Origin of the sequence: Paenibacillus sp. SN-8-1 (genome assembly GCF_050995535.1) — a bacterium.
Classification (GTDB): Bacteria; Bacillota; Bacilli; order Paenibacillales; family Paenibacillaceae; genus Fontibacillus.
Genome location: NZ_CP194782.1, coordinates 172,501 through 191,557, shown reverse-complemented (window position 1 = coordinate 191,557; position 19,057 = coordinate 172,501). Strand labels below are relative to the sequence as shown.

At 50.5% G+C, this 19,057-nt stretch carries 14 protein-coding genes, 10 tRNA genes and 2 rRNA genes; 2 read left to right on the top strand and 24 right to left on the bottom strand.

The genetic code is table 11. The features are described 5' to 3' along the window. Positions 1-59 precede the first annotated feature (59 nt). The 6 genes from hisA to ACRRNK_RS01010 form a co-directional block, all read right to left on the bottom strand. Positions 60-794, bottom strand: coding sequence for a 1-(5-phosphoribosyl)-5-[(5-phosphoribosylamino)methylideneamino]imidazole-4-carboxamide isomerase (gene hisA, locus ACRRNK_RS01035; protein WP_433944989.1), 735 nt, complete (start codon positions 792-794; stop codon positions 60-62). 512 nt (positions 795-1,306) lie between these two features. Next, positions 1,307-1,933: an imidazole glycerol phosphate synthase subunit HisH gene (hisH, locus tag ACRRNK_RS01030; RefSeq protein ID WP_433944988.1), complete on the bottom strand. Its 627-nt coding sequence runs from the start codon at positions 1,931-1,933 to the stop codon at positions 1,307-1,309. Between the two features lie 3 nt (positions 1,934-1,936). Beyond that, positions 1,937-2,548 (bottom strand): imidazoleglycerol-phosphate dehydratase HisB, encoded by a 612-nt coding sequence (gene hisB / locus ACRRNK_RS01025; protein WP_433944987.1) that lies wholly within the window; start codon positions 2,546-2,548, stop codon positions 1,937-1,939. 3 nt (positions 2,549-2,551) lie between these two features. Beyond that, on the bottom strand, positions 2,552-3,859 hold the full coding sequence (gene hisD, locus ACRRNK_RS01020; protein ID WP_433944986.1) for a histidinol dehydrogenase: 1,308 nt from the start codon (positions 3,857-3,859) through the stop codon (positions 2,552-2,554). A gap of 35 nt (positions 3,860-3,894) precedes the next feature. Next, positions 3,895-4,521, bottom strand: coding sequence for an ATP phosphoribosyltransferase (hisG, locus tag ACRRNK_RS01015; RefSeq protein WP_127199337.1), 627 nt, complete (start codon positions 4,519-4,521; stop codon positions 3,895-3,897). 41 nt (positions 4,522-4,562) lie between these two features. Further along, positions 4,563-5,738: an ATP phosphoribosyltransferase regulatory subunit gene (locus ACRRNK_RS01010; RefSeq protein ID WP_433944985.1), complete on the bottom strand. Its 1,176-nt coding sequence runs from the start codon at positions 5,736-5,738 to the stop codon at positions 4,563-4,565. A gap of 271 nt (positions 5,739-6,009) precedes the next feature. Between ACRRNK_RS01010 and ACRRNK_RS01005 the strand changes: the two genes are divergently transcribed. Further along, a complete protein-coding gene (locus tag ACRRNK_RS01005) occupies positions 6,010-6,534 on the top strand; it encodes a sigma-70 family RNA polymerase sigma factor (protein WP_433944984.1) in 525 nt (174 codons plus the stop codon). Next, a complete protein-coding gene (locus ACRRNK_RS01000; RefSeq protein ID WP_433944983.1) occupies positions 6,527-7,933 on the top strand; it encodes a DUF4179 domain-containing protein in 1,407 nt (468 codons plus the stop codon). The genes ACRRNK_RS01005 and ACRRNK_RS01000 overlap by 8 nt, the downstream gene beginning before the upstream one ends. 80 nt (positions 7,934-8,013) lie before the next feature. On the opposite strand, the gene ACRRNK_RS00995 is transcribed toward ACRRNK_RS01000, so the two are convergent. From ACRRNK_RS00995 to rrf, 18 genes are all read right to left on the bottom strand, one after another. After that, positions 8,014-8,511, bottom strand: coding sequence for an acyltransferase (locus tag ACRRNK_RS00995; protein ID WP_433944982.1), 498 nt, complete (start codon positions 8,509-8,511; stop codon positions 8,014-8,016). Then, the gene (gene ppaX / locus ACRRNK_RS00990; RefSeq protein ID WP_433944981.1) at positions 8,511-9,164 is read right to left on the bottom strand and encodes a pyrophosphatase PpaX; all 654 of its coding nucleotides are present in this window, start codon (positions 9,162-9,164) and stop codon (positions 8,511-8,513) included. The genes ACRRNK_RS00995 and ppaX overlap by 1 nt, the downstream gene beginning before the upstream one ends. Before the next feature lie 7 nt (positions 9,165-9,171). Beyond that, positions 9,172-10,236, bottom strand: coding sequence for a prolipoprotein diacylglyceryl transferase (gene lgt, locus ACRRNK_RS00985; RefSeq protein WP_433944980.1), 1,065 nt, complete (start codon positions 10,234-10,236; stop codon positions 9,172-9,174). A gap of 12 nt (positions 10,237-10,248) precedes the next feature. Continuing rightward, on the bottom strand, positions 10,249-11,190 hold the full coding sequence (gene hprK, locus ACRRNK_RS00980; RefSeq protein ID WP_433944979.1) for an HPr(Ser) kinase/phosphatase: 942 nt from the start codon (positions 11,188-11,190) through the stop codon (positions 10,249-10,251). A 665-nt stretch (positions 11,191-11,855) separates the two neighbouring features. Beyond that, entirely contained in the window at positions 11,856-12,977 is a 1,122-nt protein-coding gene (locus ACRRNK_RS00975; RefSeq protein ID WP_433944978.1) for an ABC transporter ATP-binding protein, read from the bottom strand. 115 nt (positions 12,978-13,092) lie between these two features. Then, positions 13,093-14,214: a PucR family transcriptional regulator gene (locus ACRRNK_RS00970; protein WP_433944977.1), complete on the bottom strand. Its 1,122-nt coding sequence runs from the start codon at positions 14,212-14,214 to the stop codon at positions 13,093-13,095. Between the two features lie 339 nt (positions 14,215-14,553). Continuing rightward, positions 14,554-14,626 (bottom strand) — tRNA-Lys (locus ACRRNK_RS00965). Positions 14,627-14,631: 5 nt separating this feature from the next. Then, a tRNA-Tyr gene (locus ACRRNK_RS00960) sits at positions 14,632-14,716 on the bottom strand. A 25-nt stretch (positions 14,717-14,741) separates the two neighbouring features. Then, a tRNA-Phe gene (locus ACRRNK_RS00955) sits at positions 14,742-14,814 on the bottom strand. A gap of 76 nt (positions 14,815-14,890) precedes the next feature. After that, a tRNA-Asp gene (locus tag ACRRNK_RS00950) sits at positions 14,891-14,967 on the bottom strand. 16 nt (positions 14,968-14,983) lie between these two features. Then, positions 14,984-15,059: transfer RNA gene (locus ACRRNK_RS00945), tRNA-Thr, on the bottom strand. Between the two features lie 5 nt (positions 15,060-15,064). Then, positions 15,065-15,140: transfer RNA gene (locus ACRRNK_RS00940), tRNA-Val, on the bottom strand. A gap of 14 nt (positions 15,141-15,154) precedes the next feature. Then, a tRNA-Met gene (locus tag ACRRNK_RS00935) sits at positions 15,155-15,228 on the bottom strand. A gap of 65 nt (positions 15,229-15,293) precedes the next feature. Further along, positions 15,294-15,385: transfer RNA gene (locus ACRRNK_RS00930), tRNA-Ser, on the bottom strand. Between the two features lie 89 nt (positions 15,386-15,474). Beyond that, positions 15,475-18,526: ribosomal RNA gene (locus ACRRNK_RS00925) — 23S ribosomal RNA — on the bottom strand. 189 nt (positions 18,527-18,715) lie between these two features. Next, positions 18,716-18,791, bottom strand: a tRNA-Ala gene (locus ACRRNK_RS00920). A gap of 22 nt (positions 18,792-18,813) precedes the next feature. Continuing rightward, positions 18,814-18,890, bottom strand: a tRNA-Ile gene (locus ACRRNK_RS00915). Positions 18,891-18,922: 32 nt separating this feature from the next. After that, a 5S ribosomal RNA gene (rrf, locus tag ACRRNK_RS00910) occupies positions 18,923-19,039 on the bottom strand. Between the last annotated feature and the right edge of the window lie 18 nt (positions 19,040-19,057).

Sequence of the window (19,057 nt, the reverse complement as noted above, 5' to 3'; positions counted from 1 at the left end):
CTCTTCCTTTCCTCTGGAGCCTTATAGGGCAGGCTCCTTAGGTATCATCATATTTATAATTAAGCCTTCAGTGCCTGAATAGCCTTAGCCAGATCCACGCTGCCCGTGTACAAGGCCTTGCCTACAATCGCTCCGCCCACTCCCTGGCCAGCATGCGCAGCCAGCTTAATCAGGTCTTCCTGAACGGTGACTCCGCCCGATGCAATGACCGTCTTGCCGGAAGCCTCGGCAAGCGCACGAATTGCTTCAACATTCGGCCCCTGCATCATGCCATCACGCGAGATATCTGTGAAAATGAACGTCTCCGCGCCCTTCGCAGCCAGTTCCTTCGCAAGTACTTCGGCCTGGACTTCGGAGGTCTCAAGCCAGCCGCGGGTAGCGACCAAGCCATTACGTGCGTCAATGCCGATGGCAACCTTATCGCCATATTGTCCGAGGACGCTTTCCGTGAACTCGCGGTCTTCAATCGCCGCAGTTCCAATAATCAGGCGGCTTACGCCAAGACCGAGCAGACGCTCCACATCATTGACCGTCCGAATACCGCCGCCTACCTGAACGGGCACCTGCACACTGCGCGCAATCTCGCCAATCAGCGCATCATTAACCGGGTGTCCAGCCTTTGCCCCGTCAAGGTCCACCAGATGGATGAACTCGCCGCCTTGAGCCTCCCAAGACTTAGCAACCTCCACCGGATTGTCGTTATAGATCGTTTCGCGGGCATAATCCCCCTGCACCAGACGTACACACTTGCCATCCCGGATATCAATCGCCGGATAAATGATAAAAGAAGACATCCTTTCTCCCCCTGCTCTATATAGTTAACCATCGGCCTTAATTCAGTAAAAGAAAAGCACCTTGCGGTGCGCTTACAGAAGTCCTTCCGTACTTTGAGGTACTTTGAGCACTTTGAGCACTTTGAGCACTTTGAGCACTTTGAGCACTTTGAGCACTTCAAGTCCCTTAAAGCCCCTCAAGGTTCTCCAAAGGACTTTGGGCTCCTACTCGATCTCAGACTCTACCTCAGATTGTTAGAAGGCTGTACGCCCACATGGATTACAGCCTGTCAGTCCGTAATCTCTGGGCCTTAGCAGCAAGCCGCTCTCAGGCGGCTGAGCCTGCTTCACTTCCATTCCTGGAAGCACCTAAGCTGTCGGTTCCTCTCAGGTCTAAATCGGCCAAGCCGCCTCATGCTGCTCCATATTGCGTCTTGCTGCTTCATACCAAACCATGCTGTTTCATGCTGCTCTCTGCGGCCCTTTGTTGCTCACCGCCGCTTCATGCTGGACTACAGAGCTCCATTTGCAGTTTAGACCCGCTTCGCTCCCTCGGCCAGCTCCATGAAATTGCGGAGCAGCGACATGCCCATCTCCCCGCTCTTCTCCGGGTGGAACTGCATGCCGTATACATTCCCGCGACCCACGATCGCGGTCACCGGCTGCCCATAGTCCGTCACCGCAAGCAGATCCTCCTTGCGTGCCGGGAGAACATGATAAGAGTGCACGAAATAGACGTGCCCCTCTTCCAGCCCCTCAAAAATTGGGCTCGAGGCATTCACATACTCGAGCTTGTTCCAGCCCATATGCGGCACTTTATAGGTGCCGCCTTCGAACCGGACTACCCGGCCCGGCAGAATGCCAAGGCCTTGGTGATCGCCGTGCTCCTCGCTCGTGTCGAAGAGGAGCTGCATGCCGAGGCAGATGCCGAGCAGCGGCTTGCCGCCGGCAGCCACCTCGCGCACCACAGCATCCAGCCCGCTCTCGCGAAGATTGTCCATCGCATCGCCGAAGGCGCCAACGCCCGGCAATAGCACGCCGCTGGCATTCAGGATGACCGAAGGATCCCCGGTAACCACCGTATCAAAGCCTAGGCGTTCACAGGCTTTGCTCACACTGTGCAGATTGCCCATTCCGTAATCGACAATAGCGATGGTCACAGGTTACAGCACCCCTTTCGTTGACGGCACGCCCGTCACACGTGGATCCAGACTGGTCGCTTCATCTAGGGCGCGTCCGAGCGCCTTGAACACCGCTTCAATCATATGGTGTGTGTTCTGTCCGTAGTGGACAATGACATGCAGCGTAATCCGCGCCTCAAGCGCAAGCTTCCATAGGAATTCCTGTACCAGCTCCACGCTGAAGCTTCCTACCTGTGCCGAAGGATACTGCGCACGGTACTCGAAATGCGGACGGTTGCTGATATCGATAACAACCTGTGCGAGCGCTTCGTCCATCGGAACGAACACGCTGGCATAGCGCTTGATTCCTTTTTTGTCGCCCAAGGCTTCACGAATCGTATGACCCAGACAGATCCCGATATCCTCCACCGTATGGTGATCGTCAATTTCGATATCGCCCTTCGCATCGACCGCCAGATCGAATTGTCCGTGCTTCGTGAACAAATCAAGCATGTGGTTAAGGAACGGCACATCTGTCTCCAAGCGGGAATCCCCGGTTCCATCCACATTAAAATTAAGTTTAATATCGGTCTCATTCGTCTTCCGGCTGATGCTCGCCTGGCGTGCACCGTTAGCCCCGTTAGCTGTTGTCATCGTCTATTCGCCTGCCTTTCTATCTGCCTTGGCTTCCTGCTGAAGCCGGATTTCAATTGCCCGGGCATGGCCTTCGAGCCCTTCCCGTCTCGCAAGCTCCATAATGGTCTCACCATTCTCTAAGAGCGCCTGCTTGCTATAGTAAATCATGCTGGATTTCTTAATGAAGTCATCCACATCCACCGGCGAGGAGAATCTCGCTGTGCCGTTGGTCGGAATAATATGATTTGGTCCCGCAAAATAATCCCCTACCGGCTCCGAGCTGTACGGACCGAGGAAGATCGCCCCGGCATTCTCCACTAGTCCCAGGTAAGCCATCGGCTCCTCGATCATCAGCTCCAAATGCTCTGGAGCGAGCCGGTTAATGACCTGGATTCCTTCCTGAATGGAATCCACCACCAGGATCACGCCATAGCGCTCAATGGAAGCCGCTGCAATCTCCCGCCGCGGCAGCTCCGCAAGCTGGCGCTGCACTTCAGCTGCGCACGCCTCTGCGAAGTCCGCCGAAGTCGTCACGAGAATGGCCGAGGCCATCTCGTCATGCTCGGCTTGGGACAGCAGGTCGGCAGCCACATAGGCCGCATTCGCGCTGTCATCCGCCAGCACGGCGATCTCGCTCGGCCCGGCGATGCTGTCGATATCGACAGCGCCGTACACCTCGCGCTTCGCCAGCGCGACGAAGATGTTGCCCGGGCCGCAGATCTTGTCTACCGGCTCGATCGTATCGGTGCCATAGGCCAAGGCTGCGATCGCCTGGGCTCCGCCGACCCGGTAGATCTCGCTTACGCCGGCTTCCGCAGCGGCGACGAGAATATACGGGTCAATACCTGCCTTACCGCCAGTAGCCGGTGGCGTGACCATCACGATCTCCGGCACGCCCGCAACCTGGGCAGGGATGACATTCATAAGTACCGAGGAAGGGTATGCTGCCTTACCGCCAGGGACATACACACCCACACGCTTCAGCGGGCGGATAATTTGACCCAGGATGCTTCCGTCCGGCTGCAGATCCATCCAGGAATTCCGTTTCTCCTTCTGATGGAAGGCGCGGATGTTGGCCGCAGCAGCGGCTATTGCCTCAACGAAAGAAGGCTCTACCTTCTCGTAAGCCGCCTTCAGCTCGTCCTGCGTGACTCTGAGATCCGCAGGGTTAAGCTTCATGCCGTCAAACCGCTCGGTATAACGCAGGAGCGCGTTATCGCCCTCTTTTTTGATATCAGATACAATTTGCTTCACGGCTTCATTCTGCTCAGGTGAACCGTACTCCACTTCACGCCGCAGATCAAATTCCTGTGCCGGTAATATTCTCATCAGCTACTCCTCCTCGTTACTCCTCGCCTTGGAACCTACACACCAATAACCTTTTGCAGGGCATCACACACCTGCTGAATTTCAGCATTCTTCATCCGGTAGCTAACCCGGTTCGCAACAAGGCGGCTGGTGATTTCGAAGATACTCTCCATCTCCACAAGTCCGTTCTCCCGCAGCGTCTGTCCGGTCTCCACCATATCCACAATCCGATCCGCTAGTCCGATCAAAGGCGCCAGCTCGATGGAACCGTTCAGCTTGATGACTTCCACCTGCTGACCCTGCTCCCTGAAATATTGGGATGCCACATTCGGATACTTGGTTGCTACGCGCTGCTGAATGCCTGGCTTCCAATCCGGAAGGGCAATGACCGACATCCGGCAGCGGGCAATCCCGAGATCCAGCAGCTCATACACATCCCGCTTCTCTTCCATAAGCACGTCCTTGCCGACGATTCCGATGTCGGCTACGCCATACTCTACATAAGTCGGTACATCGACTGGCTTGGCCAGGATGAACTCCATACCTACCTCCGGCAGGGGGATAACCAGCTTGCGCGTGTCATCCACGTCCAGCGGGATGTTCAGGCCCGCTTCCCGGAATAATGCAGATGCTTTTTTATAAATACGGCCTTTCGGCATCGCTACTTTTATAATTTCAGCCAATTGAGATCAGCCCGCCTCTCTCCAACAATCCTAACCTTTTGTTATTTCACAAAACTTACGACATCCGCGTACTTCCCGGCAGTGTCCTCTACCATGCGCAATTCGCCTTCCGTATCGACATGCTGCGTCACCACAACCTTGCCTTCACTGCGCAGCCGTGCCGCTTCCTGAAGCGCCGACTTCCGTCCTTGCGCGGTATACTGCACCAGAACAGGCAGCTTCTGTACAGCCTTGATGCCGTCCACACCATCGAGAATCCGGTTCGTCTTAAGCGCAAAGCCCGTTGCCGGAACAGGACGCCCAAACTGCTGAAGCAGATTGTTATAACGTCCGCCGCTGCATACCGGGAATCCAAGCTCAGCCGCATATCCTTCAAAGATTAATCCTGTGTAGTAAGAAAAGTCCCCGATCATCGTAAGATCAATTAGAACATGCTCGGCTACACCGTAATCCTCCAGTGCTTCCCATACCTTGCACAGATGGTCGATCGAGTCTTGTGCCAGCTGACTTTGGCTGAGCCCGCGTGCCTCACTGCACACCTCTTTGCCTCCGCGAAGACGCAGTATGCCTTTCAGTTCTTCCTTCTGCGCATCAGAGACCGCAAGCTTCGTTAAAGCCTCACGATAGCCGACATAATCTCGCCGGAGAAGCCCCTGCTTCAGGCCCTCGCGGGCTTCTTCATCCCCAGGCACCGCTTCTTCCAGCAGCCCATTTAGGAAGCCTACATGCCCAAGGGCAATCTTGAAGGTAGATACGCCAGCTGCCTGCAAGGAAGCTACCGCAAGAGCGACTACCTCAGCATCCGCCTCAGGCGAGTCATCACCCACAAGCTCTACACCAGTCTGGAAGAATTCCGACTCCCGTCCAGCTTCTTCTTCAATCGCCCGGTACACATTCGCATGATAGGACAGGCGAATCGGCAGCGGCTCTTCCTTTAATAAGGAGGACACCACTCGCGCAATCGGCGCCGTCATATCGGACCGGAGCACCATTGTGGTTCCCCGGTTATTTAGCAGCTTGAACAGCTTCTGATCCGATGTGGAGCTGGCCACACCCACCGTATCGTAATATTCCATAGTAGGAGTCATAATCTGACGATATCCCCAGCCCGTCATGCAGTCCAGTACACTGCGTTCTATGGCACGAAGACGCTCTACCGCGTATGGCAGATAGTCCCGAACACCGGCTGGTTTTTCAAATCCCTTCGGTTTGGACAACCCGTTCACCTCATATCAGCTTTCTTAATGTATACTTTATCATGGTACAGTGCTACCATGCTACCAAATTAAAGAATATGGGATAGTTTATCATACTTTAACATAGAGCGTCAACGTAGTAGCCGTCCCAGAAGTTCCCTTTTGAGTATACCGACAAAGCGCTTTGCTTAGCAATTGGCCGTGTTGCTATTTGCTATTATTTTTCGATAAAAACGAATTCGACTGCTTGCACGTCTTTATATATGAAGATATCGGGGAAGGGGGCCTTAAAGTGCAGGAGAGACAGTGGGCCGCTGATGCATGCAAGGGGGACGAGATCGCATTTCACGAACTCATCGACAGTCAGAAAAGAAAGTTATACGGCATAGCCTACAGCTACCTGCGTAATGAAGCAGATGCCCTTGAAATGATACAAGAGACGGTATGCCGTGCTTGGGTGAAATGCAGTAAGTTAAAAGATCCAGATACCTTCATCCCTTGGCTGTATCGAATTCTCATGAACTGTTGTATCGATGAGCTGAGACGACGAAGAAGGGTAGAGGTAATCTCCCAGGAACCTCAGCAAGGCACCATGGAAATGGTCGATGTACACAAGCTGGATATAGAGAGGGCAATGAACCGGATGAAGCCAAAATATCGCCATGTCTTGATGCTGAAATATTACCAAGACATGACCGTACCGGAAATAGCAAGAATACTGGAGAAGCCTGAAGGCACCATCAAGACTTGGATTCACCAAGGCTTGAAGCAGCTACGGGGTCAGATCGAACAAGGAGGGGGATGGGACCATGAATAAACGCGAAGAGCAACGATTAATCGACTACTTCCAATCCAGTCACATAGCTGAGCAATCCGTGGAAGAGACTCTTCTGGACAAGGCGGTTGTACAAGGCATTCAACTTGGCAGCCGTAAACGCCGCAGCTTCATGTTCAGATACCGCGCTGGAATTATGGCAGGAACGCTTGCCTTGTGTATCGGTCTGTTTATCTTATTATGGCCCCATATCTATGAGGGCCCTTCGCCTGCTGCGGACAAGGTTGACTTCACCGCTCCTGAATATGTCAAGTACCAGATCAAAGACAATCCAGCCTGGCTGGTGGCTGCCAATCACGGACTGTACCAGCCTATTAATCAGACACGAGAGCAAGGCGGTTATAGAGTTACGGTCGATGGGGTGCTCGCCGACAAGCGGACCATGATTTTCTTCTATACCGCGGAGAATATGAATGGAAGCTCCACTCCAACAGTGAATAGTCCTATGTTTCTAGGTAAGGACGGAAAGAGTCTGTCCGCATCGATTGAGTATGGATCTTTCAGTCATACCGGAATTATGAATATGATCCAAGATCATTTCGTCCTTGACTTCTACGGCAATGATACTACACCAGAAAAGTTCACCTTTTCTGGAAATTGGGGACCTGTGCAAGCGTCAGATGCCAAGAGACAACAGATAGAGATCCCGGTAGAGCTGAACCGAAGCAAATTCATAAGCTTGGAGAAGAGCATTCCGGTTCATCAGGATATGACCATCCATGGTCTGAAAGCAGCCGTGGATTATGCCACACTTTATCCATTGTCTACCGAGCTTGGTTTCAGCTATGACACTAAGAATCGTCGTAAGATCCAGCAGTTTCTAAAGCCCAGGTTAAGCCTGAAAGTAAATGGCAGGGTACACGAGTACGGTTTCCAAGGCTCAATTTCTAAGGAGAATAGAATAGGGCCTGAGCATATGTACTTTAACAGCTTGTATTATACAGATTTCACAAATCTGCAGTTCCGTTCTGATGGCATTGAGGAATCTATCGGTGATCATTTAAGTATCGTAGTCGATACAGGTAAGAAAGAGGTGATTGATGCCCCAGATAACAGAGTTACGCTGCATGATGTCATTATGAATTCGGGTTCTACAGAGATCCAGCTTCAAGTTAGACGCGATCCTTCGACTCTCGACTCTCTTAGCAGCCTTGGACTAGATACTAAGTTTACCGATGGCAGCGGCAAAACCCATAATCTTATGAATACAAGTTCGGAGAGCCGGCTAACCGGTCCCTATGCCTCTCATTCCAGTAATGACGCTTTCGATGTGTATCATTACTTTATCGATACGAAATCCTATCCGCAGCCGCTCACCATTCCTATCACCAGTTATCCGGGAAATGAGATTCGCCAGCCCATCACGATTCCAATCCAATAATCTTCATTACACCACACGAGTTCATACATGCCAAAAGAGGGTACTGTCCGCTTCAGGACAGTACCCTCATCTCTTCAACCTCAGTCACCCTCCGGATTGTTACGCTTCAGCACCCGCAGCGGATTCCCGCCCACGAAGGTGCCTGCTGCAACATCCTTATGTACGACCGATCCGGCGGCCACCACCGCTCCATCGCCTATCGTAACACCAGGCAGAATTGTGGAGTTGGCTCCAATCAGTACCTCATCCCCGATGATGACCTCACCCAGGCGGTACTCCTTTATTAAATACTCGTGGGCCAGAATGGTTGTATTATAACCAATTACTGAATTACGGCCGATCGTAATTTTCTCCGGAAAAAAAACATCCACCATGACCATCAGCCCAAAGGCCGTATGCTCACCCACCCGCATCCGCAGCAGCCGGCGATACATCCAATTCTTCATCGGCAGGATCGGGCAATAGCGGGCCAGCTGAATCACAATGAAATTCCAGACGCCTTTCCAAGGACTTACCGTACGGTACAGCTGCCAAAGCGCATTCGGCCCCTCTACCGGATAACGGGTTACCTTTCTCACTATCCTTCAGACTCCATTCCGAGCACACCGTATAAGTCGGTCATGTCATTAAGTATATAGTCAGGATCATACTTCTTCAGCACTTCGGCACCCTTGAGCGACCAAGCAACCGCCGCGGACCGAACTCCGGCAGCGCGTGCAGATTGCAAGTCAGCGGGGCTGTCCCCGACCATGAGAGTCGTCTTCGGATCAGCACCAAGACGCTGAATGGCCGTTAGCACGGGTTCAGGATGCGGCTTCGGATTCTCCACATCATTCAGAGTTACGATCTCTTTCATAAATCTCATTAGATCGAAAGTCTCCAGGGCCAGAATCGTTGACGGTCTCATCTTGGTAGTCACTACCCCGAGTGTAATCCCCTTCTCATGGAGCCTCGAGATGACCTTGTGCACATTAGGGAACTCTCTGACCAGCGCATCATGGTGAAGCATATTATAGGCTCTATAGTCAGTTACAAGCTCAGTCACATCTTCTCTACCCGTGAACTGCCGAAGCTGCTGCTCCAGCGTCAGCCCCATATGGGGAATAATTTGCTCCCGGGTGAAGGGAGGTTCAGGGTAATGCTTATCCATAACGTGAAGGAATGAAGTGATGATCAACTCATTCGTATTCACGATCGTTCCATCCAAATCGAACAGTACAGTTTCAATCATTTGCTCGCTACTCCTTCTCCGTCTTGATTCTATCCTCTGTATCTCTGTCTAGACTTGAGTCTGCCCTTCTATCAGGCGTATCCGGCGTAAATGATTCACTACGCGCCCCAGAATCTGCCACAGGCGGCGCCTCCGGAAGGTGATCTTCAGCCGTAGCCTTTGTAGAAGTAATAGGATCACTATAGTGTGCTGCGGCTAAGCCAGTTCTGCGACGGTAAATGATCAAAATGATGGCAGCCACAATAATAAGAATAGCCAGCAGCTGCGAAATCCGTATGTTCCCATACTCTGGATCAAGCGCGCCGGGTTCGAATCCCATGGCCCTCATCGGTGCCCATAGCGCATCCATGAACGAAGCTAACCAATCTGGACCCTTGAAGGCCAAGCTGTCCGTCCTTACCCGTTCTATGAAGAAACGGCCGATCGAATACCAAATGAAATAGGACATGAACAGCTCACCTGCACGAAGGAACTTCTGACGACGCAGCACAAGCAATAGAACAAGGCCCACCAGATTCCATAGCGACTCGTATAAGAATGTAGGATGATGGTAGACACCTTGAACATTCATTTGATCCACGATAAAAGAAGGAAGGTGCAGGTGATCCCGCAGGAACGTCTCCGTTGTAGGTCCGCCATAGGCTTCCTGGTTCACGTAGTTCCCCCAGCGGCCAATCAACTGGCCTACGATCAGACCTGGCGCACAGATATCCGCAATCCGCCAGAAATTGTACCCTTTACGCCGGACGTAGATGACAGCACATATAATGGCACCGATCAAGGCCCCATATATGGCTATACCGCCTTCCCAGATTTTGAACACATCCAGCAGGTTATTCTTGTAATCTTCCCATTTGAAGGCCACAAAATAAATCCGTGCTCCGATAATTGCGGAAGGAACCCCGAACAACACGAGATCCATGAAGAAATCGGGCGAAATGCCAAACCGCTTTCCTTCCCGAATCGCCAGCAGCATGCCAATTAGGGCCGCCGTGCCCAGTATCAGGCCGTACCAGTGGATAGGAAGCCCCAAAATGGAAAAAGCGACCGGATTTAATAACAACGTCTCCATCCTTACACGCTCCTAGTCCAAATCATCTACATCTTCAGCGATGGTCTCGGTGAGCTTCGTGGTGAACTGCAATGCTGCATTATAACCCATCCGCTTCAATCTGAAGTTCATGGCCGCAACCTCAATAATAACGGCCAAATTTCGGCCCGGTCTAACCGGAATCGTCGCAAGAGGCACATCCGTATCAATAATCCGGGTAGTCTCTTCATCCAGTCCAAGGCGGTCATACTGCTTCTCCTGCTGCCAAGCCTCCAAACGCACCACGAGCGTGATTCTCTTATTGTTCCGGATTGCGCCCGCACCGAACAAGGTCATCACATTGATAATCCCGACTCCGCGGATTTCAAGCAAATGACGGATCAACTCAGGAGCTGTTCCATGAAGCTGGTTATCTGAAGTCTGACGGATCTCAACAGCATCATCAGCAATCAGGCGGTGTCCGCGTTTAACAAGCTCAAGCGCTGTCTCACTCTTACCAATTCCGCTAGAACCCGTGATGAGCATTCCCACCCCATATACATCAACCAATACGCCATGAATCGTCGCTGTAGGGGCAAGCTTACGCTCAAGAAACCCTGTGATCCGGCTGGAAAGGATTGTTGTTGCCATATTGCTGCGAAGAACTGGAATCTCCTTTTCTTCGCCAATCTTCACCATCTCCTCCGGCACATCAAGTCCCCGGGTGATAATAATGCAAGGCGTTATCGGACTCAGGCACAACTTCTCCATCCGGTCCCTGCGTTCCTTTTCTGGAAGCATGTTATAAAAGGCCAGCTCCGTCTTACCCAGAATCTGTACCCGCTCTGAAGGATGATATTCGAAGTATCCAGCCAGCTCCAGGCCGGGACGGTATAAATCATCCACAGTGATCGTGCGTTTTAAGCCTTGTTCCCCGGAAAGAACTTCCAACCCAAATTGGTTCACGAGCTCCGATACTTTTACTTTTTTAGCCATACGTGCTCTCCCTTTCTACCTGTCGGCCATTCACTGCAGATCTTTAATTCCCCACTCATACTCTTGCTCATACCTCTTAATCTTACACATACAAATACTTATACATTGTATTTATCGTAATGGATATCGCCCGGTAAATCAATCACCGCCCCCTTCCTTGAAGAAGGCTTCAGCTTGATTCTCAAGACATCTGTGGAAACTCTGTCAGGAGACTTAACGCCCGGTACCTAATCCTCCAATAATTCCTGCACTCCCTATCTGAAGATACGGAGCAAGTCCTTTACAGCACACTTTATCTCCTTAATCCTAACGAGAGATAAATGCCTGCCCGTACTGGTATAACTCTCCTTGTCTATAAAAATGAGCTATTGCCAGAAATTCAACATGCCCCAACTTATAAACTCATATTCGTACTTCCAAAAGCTTGATACACCTACCTATAAACCCGATGTGCCTAATACTCCGCTCGATATACTTATTACCCAGCCCTGATTTACTTAATACTCTGCTCAATATATCTCATACTCAGCCCAGTTTACTTAATACTCTGCACGATATACCTAATACTCAGCCCAGTTTACTTAATACTCTGAACGATGTACCTAATACTCAGCGAGATACTAAAAAAACCGCCCCGAAGGGCGGTTTCGGCTTGATCATACTTCTTAGGAGAAGAATACGTTCAATTCCGATTCTTTATCAAAGATATGAATTTTGTTCATATCGATAGCCAGCTTAACTTGGTCTCCCTCGCGTGTTCTGGAACGTCCATCAACACGTGCGATTACGGAGTCGTTACCAATACCGTTCAAGTGCAATTGCATTTCGTGACCGATGTTCTCAGTCAGGAACACACTTGCATTGAAGATTGTGTTTGGTGAAGCTTCAAGGAATACAGGCTCTTCATGAATGTCTTCTGGACGAATACCCATGATAACTTCTTTGCCGAAATATCCTTTTTCTTTAAGGATCGCTGCTTTGCCTTGCGGGAATTCAACGTCAAGACCAGGAGCCTTGAAACGAACGGATCCGTTGGATTCAGCAAGAGTACCTGTAACAAAGTTCATGGTTGGTGAACCAATGAAACCTGCAACAAAGATGTTGCGCGGTTGGTTATACAATTCTTCAGGAGAAGCAGCTTGTTGAATGATACCATCTTGCATAACTACGATACGGTCACCCATCGTCATCGCTTCGATCTGGTCATGCGTTACGTAGATACAAGTGGTTTCAAGACGTTTAACGAGCTTAGTGATCTCCGCGCGCATTTGACCACGAAGTTTAGCATCCAAGTTGGAGAGAGGCTCATCCATAAGGAAGACTTGTGGATCACGGACAATCGCACGACCCAAGGCCACACGTTGACGCTGACCACCGGACAACGCTTTTGGTTTGCGCTCAAGAAGGTGTGTAATATCAAGAATTTTTGCTGCTTCACGCACACGTTGGTCGATTTCTTCTTTCTTCACTTTGCGAAGTTTCAAACCGAACGCCATATTTTGATACACGTTCATATGTGGATACAATGCGTAGGATTGGAATACCATCGCGATGTCACGGTCTTTAGGTGCTACATCGTTCACAACGCGGTCGCCAATGTACAATTTACCTTCAGAGATTTCTTCAAGGCCTGCAATCATACGTAGTGTTGTGGATTTACCGCAACCGGAAGGACCAACCAGTACAAGGAATTCCTTGTCCTTGATATCCAAATTAACGTCAACAACAGTTGCCTTGTCAGATCCAGGATATTTCTTATAAATATGTTCTAAGCGTACACCAGCCATGAGTAATTGCCCCCTAAGCAAAATTTATAATTAGTAGTAATGTAATCGGATACATTTATATTCTTATATTAAACTATAGGGCTATAGACCGCTATACACAAACTGCACAAAAAACCTATTTTCTTTTCGTCACTTTACACAATAATAGAGTAAGCTTCACCAGAACGGCGTCGCGGAAGCTCCTTACATCAAGACCCGTCTCTTGTTTGATCTTGTCCATACGATAGAGCAGGGTATTACGGTGAATGTAGAGCCGCTTGGCAGTCTCACTTACATTGCAATCCAGCTGGAAAAAGGTCTCCAACGTTGATAATGTCTCATTATCTGCAAATACAGTTGTACTGCTATGCGGCACAGTCTGTTCAAGAAACTGCCGTCTCTGTTCATCCGGGATACTGTAGACTAGACGCTCCAGATATAAGGACCAAGGAAGATGGATATGCTCTGTAAAATGGAACAACCGCCCAAGCTGCAAAGTCTCCCTTAAGAGAGACAACGAGAATGCCAATGCCTGAGCAGGTACTATGGGCTCCAATACAGATAAATGTAAGGTTCCTCCCCACTCATTAGAGACTAGCTCGTATATCCCCTGGCACAGATCATACAGCATAGTGCGCTCTGCATTCTGCCCCTCATCACTTTCCTCACGGAATCCACTTAAGAGAGATTCTCCGACCAAGATCAACCACTCTTTATTCTGCAAAGGAATCAAAGTAATATCTCCGTCAAAATAACTGCGAAGCAGCTTATTTAACTGGAGGTAGGATATTTCATCATGGGATCGATTCTCGTAACTGAGCAGAAAAGGTACCATAGTCCCGGCCAAACGTGTTTTCAGTATAATTTGATCCGGGAGCTCTTCATTTAAGATTCCCTGCTCCAGTTGGGATTGAAGCCAAATGCCAAGCTGGACATTCAGCTCCTCCTCATCCCCTTTGGATGGCAGGGCATGATTGTCCTCAGCCTCTTGTGCGGCCTCAATGACCAGCTCAATGAGTCTCCCCTCTGACTCAGAGACATCAGCAGCATTCACGACAAGACAAATGACCTTAGATTCCGTCTGATTCCAGGGAAACAACAATTCGTTGCCCATCAATATAGGGCTATGTGGCCCACTCTGAGCAGTCACCTGACTGGACTTCTGTATCGTGTTCCATTCATCTAAAGATAGTTCCTTCTGCTTTAAAGGTTCTCCGACAACTCTCTCCAGCTTCTCTCTCACTACTTGTATATCCATGATTAAGGCGCCTTTCTAAGCTATGTCATTATGAGAATAAAAACTCTAATTATTAGTTCCATTGTAGCATAATCAAACTACCTGATTCATCTACACTCCCGCAGGACTGCTCCTACTTCATTTCAAGCCTTCAAGAAACTATCCTCACTGTGCGAAGTCTAGCCATTACCTCCTGATACTTCTTACATTAAATATAGGTTCTTCTAAATTTCCTCAAGAATCAGTCACAGAATAACGTTATAAGTAAACCAGCTCGCATATGCCACTACGTATATATTCGCATATACCAGTTTGTATACACAAAAAACCGCCAATCCTAAGATTGACGGTTTTGTATGATGAGCCATGAAGGACTCGAACCTTCGACACCCTGATTAAAAGTCAGGTGCTCTACCAACTGAGCTAATGGCTCTTAACTGGTGGAGGCTGATGGATTCGAACCACCGAACTCGTAGAGAGCAGATTTACAGTCTGCCGTGTTTAGCCACTTCACTAAGCCTCCAAATTAACTTTTAAAAAAAGTAAAGTGGCTCGGGACGGAATCGAACCGCCGACACGAGGATTTTCAGTCCTCTGCTCTACCGACTGAGCTACCGAGCCATACAATTTGTTCATAAAAAATAAAGTGGTCATTATTCCTTCCCACTTTACTGTGGAAATATCCATTTTAAATAAATGGCGGAACTGACGGGATTCGAACCCGCGGTCTCCTGCGTGACAGGCAGGCATGTTAGGCCTCTACACCACAGTTCCGCAATATTCATAAAAATGGTGCCGGCGAGAGGACTTGAACCCCCAACCTACTGATTACAAGTCAGTTGCTCTACCAGTTGAGCTACACCGGCACATATGGTGGAGGCTGAGGGGATCGAACCCCCGACCCTCTGCTTGTAAGGCAGATGCTCTCCCAGCTGAGCTAAGCCTCCATATGTAAGTATAATAGCGGCGGAGGGGATCGAACCCCCGACCTCACGGGTATGAACCGTACGCTCTAGCCAGCTGAGCTACGCCGCCATAATAAATGTTCCTTAATGCTTGTCCAGTTCTCTTTTGGAAAATGCAGTTCCAAAGAATGAGAATGGCGGAGAGAGAGGGATTCGAACCCTCGCACCACTTACGCAGTCTAACCCCTTAGCAGAGGGTCCCCTTATAGCCACTTGGGTATCTCTCCAAAAGCATTATCAAGGTGTTAATCCTTGAAAACTAGATACGAAACGAATTTGCGATTGCTCTTCTTGGACTACGTCCTTCCGAGCTGTGTTGGATAAGCCCTCGACCGATTAGTACTGGTCAGCTCCATGCATTGCTGCACTTCCACCCCCAGCCTATCTACCTCGTCGTCTTCAAGGGGTCTTACTAATTGGGAAATCTCATCTTGAGGGGGGCTTCACGCTTAGATGCTTTCAGCGCTTATCCCTTCCGCACTTAGCTACCCAGCTGTGCTCCTGGCGGAACAACTGGTGCACCAGCGGTGCGTCCATCCCGGTCCTCTCGTACTAAGGACAGCTCCTCTCAAATTTCCTACGCCCACGACAGATAGGGACCGAACTGTCTCACGACGTTCTGAACCCAGCTCGCGTACCGCTTTAATGGGCGAACAGCCCAACCCTTGGGACCTACTTCAGCCCCAGGATGCGATGAGCCGACATCGAGGTGCCAAACCTCCCCGTCGATGTGGACTCTTGGGGGAGATAAGCCTGTTATCCCCAGGGTAGCTTTTATCCGTTGAGCGATGGCCCTTCCATGCGGTACCACCGGATCACTAAGCCCGACTTTCGTCCCTGCTCGACTTGTCAGTCTCGCAGTCAAGCTCCCTTATGCCTTTGCACTCTTCGAATGATTTCCAACCATTCTGAGGGAACCTTGGGGCGCCTCCGTTACTCTTTAGGAGGCGACCGCCCCAGTCAAACTGCCCACCTGACACTGTCCCCATACCGGATTACGGTACCAGGTTAGAACTCCGATACGATCAGGGTGGTATCCCAACGTTGCCTCCACAGAAGCTGGCGCTCCTGCTTCTTAGGCTCCCACCTATCCTGTACAAATCGTATCAAAGTCCAATATCAAGCTGCAGTAAAGCTCCATGGGGTCTTTCCGTCTTGTCGCGGGTAACCTGCATCTTCACAGGTATTAAAATTTCACCGGATCTCTCGTTGAGACAGCGCCCAAGTCGTTACGCCATTCGTGCGGGTCAGAATTTACCTGACAAGGAATTTCGCTACCTTAGGACCGTTATAGTTACGGCCGCCGTTTACTGGGGCTTCGGTTCATAGCTTCGGGTTACCCCTAACCACTCCCCTTAACCTTCCAGCACCGGGCAGGCGTCAGCCCGTATACTTCGCCTTGCGGCTTCGCACAGACCTGTGTTTTTGCTAAACAGTCGCTTGGGCCTTTTCACTGCGGCCCCCTCGTGCTATTCACACTACCGGGGCACCCCTTCTCCCGAAGTTACGGGGTCATTTTGCCGAGTTCCTTAACGAGAGTTCTTCCGCGCGCCTTAGAATTCTCTTCTCGCCTACCTGTGTCGGTTTGCGGTACGGGCACCTTCTCCTGACTAGAGGCTTTTCTTGGCAGTGTGAGATCATGACCTTCGCTACTGTAATTTTCACTCCCCATCACAGCCCAGCCTTAACGGTGTGCGGATTTGCCTACACACCAGCCTCACTGCTTGGACAGACATCCATCAGTCTGCGTCACTACCCTGCTGCGTCACCCCATCGCTCATAACGGATTACGGTGGTACAGGAATTAGGGCCTGTTGTCCTTCGACTACGCCTTTCGGCCTCGCCTTAGGTCCCGACTTACCCTGAGCGGACGAACCTTCCTCAGGAACCCTTAGGCTTTCGGCGGATCAGATTCTCACTGATCTTTTCGTTACTCATACCGGCATTCTCACTTGTGTACGCTCCAGCGCTCCTTACGGTACACCTTCAATGTATACACAACGCTCCCCTACCCCTGGATCGACTTCACTCCAGCTTCGAAGCCATGTGTTTAACCCCTGTGAACCATTTGGCCGAAACCTCTAGGAGGTTTGCCTTCGGCAAAAATGTCACTTATTAAACACCGCCTCAAAGAAGCAGTGAAGTCGATCCAAGCCATAGCTTCGGTGGTGTGTTTAGCCCCGTTACATTTTCGGCGCAGAGTCACTCGACCAGTGAGCTATTACGCACTCTTTAAATGGTGGCTGCTTCTAAGCCAACATCCTGGTTGTCTGTGCAACTCCACATCCTTTCCCACTTAACACACACTTGGGGACCTTAGCTGATGGTCTGGGCTGTTTCCCTTTTGACAATGGATCTTAGCACTCACTGTCTGACTCCCGGATCTAAGTTTATGGCATTCGGAGTTTGACTGAGCTTGGTAACCCTTGGCGGGCCCCGCACCCAATCAGTGCTCTACCTCCACAACTCGTTATTCCGAGGCTAGCCCTAAAGCTATTTCGGGGAGAACCAGCTATCTCCGAGTTCGATTGGAATTTCTCCGCTACCCCCACCTCATCCCCGCATTTTTCAACATACGTGGGTTCGGGCCTCCAGTGCGTGTTACCGCACCTTCACCCTGGACAGGGGTAGATCACACGGTTTCGGGTCTACGTCCACGTACTATAAGTCGCCCTATTCAGACTCGCTTTCGCTGCGGCTACGGCTCTTCACCTTAACCTTGCACGGGAACGTAACTCGCCGGTTCATTCTACAAAAGGCACGCCATCACCCATATAGAGGGCTCTGACTTCTTGTAAGCACACGGTTTCAGGATCTCTTTCACTCCCCTTCCGGGGTGCTTTTCACCTTTCCCTCACGGTACTGCTTCACTATCGGTCGCTAGGGAGTATTTAGCCTTAGCAGATGGTCCTGCTGGATTCATACGGGGTTTCACGTGCCCCGCACTACTCGGGATCCGTCTCGGAGGGATCAGAATTTCGGTTACAGGGCTTTTACCTCTTCTAGCGGGCCTTTCCAGACCTCTTCGCCTACCCTAATCCTTTGTAACTCCATGTGAGACGTCCCACAACCCCAAGGGGCAAGCCCCTTGGTTTAGGCTGTTCCGCGTTCGCTCGCCGCTACTGACGGAATCACTCTTGTTTTCTCTTCCTCAGGGTACTTAGATGTTTCAGTTCCCCTGGTCTGCCTCTTCGCAACCTATGTATTCAGTTACGAGTGACTGCGAATTACCACAGTCGGGTTTCCCCATTCGGACATCCCCGGATCAAAGCTTGCTTACAGCTCCCCGAGGCCGTTTCGTTGTTCGCCACGTCCTTCTTCGGCTCCTAGCGCCTAGGCATCCTCCGTGTGCTCTTAGTAGCTTAACCAAATGCTCCGGGGTTTCGTTTTTGAGTTCTGTTGCACAGATCGCAAAGGATCCCAAAAACGAAACCCCTTCGCGCTACCTTTGATTTCAATCTTGCTTACACAAGATTGGCTTAAAGGAATTCTAATTTACGCAAATTCGTTTCGTTATCTAGTTTTCAAGGATCAAACATAACTAATAGATGTAATTATGGTGGAGCCAAGCGGGATCGAACCGCTGACCTCCTGCTTGCAAGGCAGGCGCTCTCCCAGCTGAGCTATGGCCCCATATAGGGATATTAAATTTGAATGGTGGGCCTTAGTGGACTCGAACCACCGACCTCACCCTTATCAGGGGTGCGCTCTAACCAGCTGAGCTAAAGGCCCTTATTCTTAAATTGTAACCCGTAGCGGGTTGCGCTTGGCGACGTCCTACTCTCCCAGGACCCTGCGGTCCAAGTACCATTGGCGCTGGAGGGCTTAACGGTCGTGTTCGGGATGGGTACGTGTGGAACCCCTCCGCCATCATCACCAAACGCTTTGTGAAAGAGGCT

Coding starts and splice junctions, on each gene's coding strand:
- hisB (WP_433944987.1), bottom strand. CDS start 2,548: ATGACAACAGCTAACGGGGCTAACGGTGCACGCCAGGCGAGCATCAGC.
- hprK (WP_433944979.1), bottom strand. CDS start 11,190: ATGGCTAAAAAAGTAAAAGTATCGGAGCTCGTGAACCAATTTGGGTTG.
- lgt (WP_433944980.1), bottom strand. CDS start 10,236: ATGGAGACGTTGTTATTAAATCCGGTCGCTTTTTCCATTTTGGGGCTT.
- ACRRNK_RS00970 (WP_433944977.1), bottom strand. CDS start 14,214: ATGGATATACAAGTAGTGAGAGAGAAGCTGGAGAGAGTTGTCGGAGAA.
- ACRRNK_RS01000 (WP_433944983.1), top strand. CDS start 6,527: ATGAATAAACGCGAAGAGCAACGATTAATCGACTACTTCCAATCCAGT.
- ppaX (WP_433944981.1), bottom strand. CDS start 9,164: ATGATTGAAACTGTACTGTTCGATTTGGATGGAACGATCGTGAATACG.
- hisD (WP_433944986.1), bottom strand. CDS start 3,859: ATGAGAATATTACCGGCACAGGAATTTGATCTGCGGCGTGAAGTGGAG.
- ACRRNK_RS00975 (WP_433944978.1), bottom strand. CDS start 12,977: ATGGCTGGTGTACGCTTAGAACATATTTATAAGAAATATCCTGGATCT.
- hisA (WP_433944989.1), bottom strand. CDS start 794: ATGTCTTCTTTTATCATTTATCCGGCGATTGATATCCGGGATGGCAAG.